3 protein-coding genes are annotated in these 3,793 nt (G+C 75.5%); 2 read left to right on the forward strand and 1 reads right to left on the reverse strand.

The window, feature by feature from the left end; genetic code table 11:
- Window positions 1-1,179 (forward strand): alginate lyase family protein (locus ACJA3G_RS32485; protein WP_406556619.1); only part of this gene is annotated, 1,179 nt, incomplete at its 5' end.
- Between the two features lie 47 nt (window positions 1,180-1,226).
- Here ACJA3G_RS32485 and ACJA3G_RS32490 read toward each other — a convergent pair.
- Entirely contained in the window at window positions 1,227-2,456 is a 1,230-nt protein-coding gene (locus ACJA3G_RS32490) for an MFS transporter (RefSeq protein WP_406556620.1), read from the reverse strand.
- 122 nt (window positions 2,457-2,578) lie between these two features.
- On the opposite strand from ACJA3G_RS32490, the gene ACJA3G_RS32495 reads away from it, so the two are divergent.
- Window positions 2,579-3,712: an ROK family transcriptional regulator gene (locus ACJA3G_RS32495; protein WP_406556621.1), complete on the forward strand. Its 1,134-nt coding sequence runs from the start codon at window positions 2,579-2,581 to the stop codon at window positions 3,710-3,712.
- Window positions 3,713-3,793 lie beyond the last annotated feature (81 nt).

The raw sequence follows: 3,793 nt of genomic DNA on the forward strand, positions 1-3,793 counted from the left end.
CCCCTCCGGGCCCCGCACACCGTGGTCGTCGACGGCGCGCGGATGAGGGACGCGCGGCTGCGGCTCGACGCGGGCGACCCCGCACTGCGCACCGCCGTCGGGAAGCTGACCGCGGCGGCCGACGGCTGGCTCGGCCAGGGGCCCTGGACGGTGGTGGACAAACCGGAGCCCGCGCCCGGCGGCGACCCCCACGACTACCTCAGCCAGGCGCCGTACTGGTGGCCCTCCCGGCCCAGGACCGCCGACAACCCCCGGGGCTGCCCGTACGTACAGAAGGACGGGCAGCGCAACCCCGAGGTGGACACCGGCACCGACCGCCCCGACCTCGGCAGGGTGGTGAGCTCGGTGACCACGCTCAGCCTCGCCTGGTACTACACCGGCCGGGCCCGGTACGCCGAGCAGGCCTCGACCGCCCTGCGCACCTGGTTCCTGGACCCGGCGACCCGGATGAACCCCAACCTCGACCACGGCCAGTTCATCCCCTGCAAGTACGACGGCCGGGCGATCGGCATCATCGACTTCTCCCAGCAGTACACCGGGGTCCTGGACGCGGTCGCCGTCCTCGACCTGGGCGCGCCCGGCTGGCGGGCCGAGGACCGCACGCGGATGCGCGACTGGAACAAGGAGTTCCTGAACTGGCTGCTGACCTCGCCCTTCGGCAAGGAGGAGTCGGCCGCCAAGAACAACCACGGCACCTTCCAGGACATGCAGATCGCCGCGCTCGCCCTCGCCACCGGCGACCGGGCGCTGGCCGCGGACACCGTCCGGGCCGCCGCGAATCTGAGGGTCGATCCGCAGATCGCCGCCGATGGCAGCCAGCCCCAGGAACTCGCCCGCACCCGCAGCTGGCACTACTCGGCCTTCGATTTGGTGGCGTACAGCAGACTCGCCGCGATCGGCCGGCACGTGGGCGTGGACCTGTGGGGCTACCGGGGGCCGCAGGGGCAGAGCCTGTTCAAAGCCGTGGACTATCTGCTGCCCGCGGCCACCGGGGCGTCCGTCTGGCCCCACCCGGAGCTGGAGTTCTACCGGTACGCGGCGAGCGACGTGGTGCACGCGGCGGCCGACGCGGGCGACCGGAGGGCCCGCGCGGCCGTCCCGAGGCTCCAGGCCCCGCCCGGCGGCGACCTGTGGGCGCTGCGGCCCGCCGCCGAACAACTGGACTCGATCGCCGGCTGAGGCGGAGCGCGAGCACCCGACGCCTGATGTCTGCTGTCAGCCGAGGGCTACGGGGCGGCGCCGGTGGACCGTGCCGGCGCCGCCTCCACGGCGTCCCCGCCGCCCGCCTTCCGGGCGCGCGCTCCCGTACGCAGCACGTCCGCGCCCGCCACCAGCCCCAGCGCCAACACCGTGACCAGGCCGAACGACACCACCAGGGAGGTCAGATCGGCGATGCCGCCGATCGTCGAGGGGGCCACGAGGCCCGAGGTGTACGTGATGGTGGCGACGCCCGCTATCGCCTGGCTCGGGTTGGGGCCGCTGCGCCCGGCCGCCGCGAAGGCGAGCGGCACCACGACCGCGACCCCCAGGCCCACCAGGGCGAACCCGGCCATCGCCACGGCCGGCGCGGGCGCCAGGACCACCGCGAGCCCGCCCGCCGTGGCCAGCACACCGCCGCAGCGGACCGTCCGTACCGCGCCGAACCGGTCCACGACCCGGTCGCCCGCGATCCGCGCCACCGTCATGGTCAGGGTGAACGCGGTGGTCGAGGCGGCGGCGAGCCCCGCCGAGGCGTCCAGGGTGTCCCGCAGATAGACCGCCGACCAGTCCAGGCTCGCGCCCTCGGCGAAGACCGCGCAGAACGCGACGAGGCCGATCACCACCGCCGTCCTCGGCGGCAGGGTGAAGCGCGGCGGCGGCGCCTCGCCGGGCGCGCTGCGCAGATCCAGCACGGCGCCGCAGACGAGCGCGCCCAGCGCGGTGAGGACGGCCGCCGCGACGAGGTGGTGCACGCGCGCGTCGACACCGAGGTGCGCGGCGAGCGTGCCGGCGGTCGAGCCGATCAGGGCGCCCGCGCTCCACATGCCGTGCAGCCCCGACATGATGGACCGCCCCAGCCGGTCCTCGGTCTCCACGCCCAGCGCGTTCATGGCCACGTCCGACAGGCCCGCCGTGGCCCCGAAGACGAAGAGCGCCCCACAGAGCGTGTAGAGGTTCGGCGCGAGCGCCGGGAGGGCGAGGGCCAGGGTCCACAGGGCGAGCAGCCCGCGCAGCGCCCGGCGCGCGCCGAAGCGGTGCGTGACCGCGCCCGAGAGCGGCATCAGCAGCGAGGAGCCGATGGCGGGGAACGCCAGCGCCAGACCCAGCTGGCCGGTGGAGATGCCGGTGTGCTCCTGGATCCACGGGACCCGGGTGGCGAAGTTCCCGGTGACCGTGCCGTGGACGCAGAACACCGCGGCGATCGCGATCCTGGCCCGCCTCAACTGCCGTGCGCCGACGTCCGCTTCGGTCCTCATCCGGCCGGTCCTCCCCTGGAAATGGTCGCTGTGGTCCAGTGCCCGCGATAAACTATCAGGAACCCTGCCTGATAAATACACCGCCCGTCCATCGGGTTTCGGTCGTCTGGAAGGATTCCGGCATGCCCGCATCACCGAGCACCGCCCGGGTCATCAACGACCGCCTCGCCCTGCGTCTGCTCCAGGACGAGGGGCCGCTGACGGCGGGTCAGCTCAAGAAGCTCACCGGACTGTCCCGGCCCACCGTCGCCGACCTGGTCGAACGGCTCCAGGGCTCGGGGCTGGTCCAGGTCGTGGGGGAGTCCGGCGCCGAGCGGCGCGGACCCAACGCCAAGCTGTACGGGATCGTCGCGGACCGGGCGCACCTCGCCGCCCTCGACGTGCGCACCGACAGCGTCACGGTGCTCGTGGCGGACCTGCTCGGCGCGCCCCTCGCCCGGGCCGCCCTGCCGATCGGCGCCGAGGCGGGGACGGGACCCGCCGTGGAGCAGGCGGTGGCGCTGCTGGAGCGCACCGCGAAGGAGGCGGGCGCCGAGCGGCTGCACAGCATCGGGATCGGGGCGCCCGGTCTGATCGACCCGGCGACGGGCGAGCTGCGCGACAGCACGGGGCTGCCCGCCTGGCACCGGGCCCTGGTCCCCGCCCTGCACGGGCGGCTGTCGGCCGCGGTCCTCGTCGAGAACGAGGTGAACCTGGCGGCGATGGCCGAACACCGCCTGGGCGCCGCGCGCGGCCAGTCCGACTTCGTGCTGTTCTGGCTGGGTCAGGGCGTGGGGGCCGCGGTCTTCCTGGACGGGAAGCTGCGCCGGGGCGCTTCCGGCGGCGCGGGCGAGATCGGCTTCCTGCCCGTCCCGGGCACCGGGGGGCTGCCGTCCGCGACCGGCTGCGACGGCGGGTTCCACGCGCTCGCGGGCGCCGAGGCGGTGGTCCGGCTCGCCGCCGGGCACGGGCTGAGCGGCGGCGCCGAGACCCTGGTGCGCGAGGCGGACGGCCCGTTCCTCGACGTGCTCGCCGAGCGGATCGCCATCGGCGCGGCGGCCGTGGTCTCCGTACTGGACCCAGGCCTGATCGTCCTGGGCGGCGAACTCGGCCACGCGGGCGGCGCGTCGCTCGCCGCCCGGGTGCGGACCCGGCTCGCCGCCCTCACCCCGCTCGACGCGGAGGTCCGGCCCAGCGGACTCGGGGACCGGGCGGTGCTGCGCGGGGCCCTGCTCGCGGCCCGGGACGCGGCGCAGGACGAGCTGTTCGCGCCCTGACGCACCGCACCCCGGCCGGGGAGTCCGGCCGGGGTGCGGGTGCGCGGGTGGGTGCCCGGCGGGGCGGCAAGGGCCTCAGGT

The organism is Streptomyces sp. YS-3, from assembly GCF_045257485.1.
In the GTDB taxonomy this organism is placed as follows: domain Bacteria; phylum Actinomycetota; class Actinomycetes; order Streptomycetales; family Streptomycetaceae; genus Streptomyces.

Bases quoted from the DNA above. Each gene is read 5' to 3' on its own strand.
- ACJA3G_RS32490 (WP_406556620.1), bottom strand. From the start codon at position 2,456: ATGAGGACCGAAGCGGACGTCGGCGCACGGCAGTTGAGGCGGGCCAGG.
- ACJA3G_RS32495 (WP_406556621.1), top strand. From the start codon at position 2,579: ATGCCCGCATCACCGAGCACCGCCCGGGTCATCAACGACCGCCTCGCC.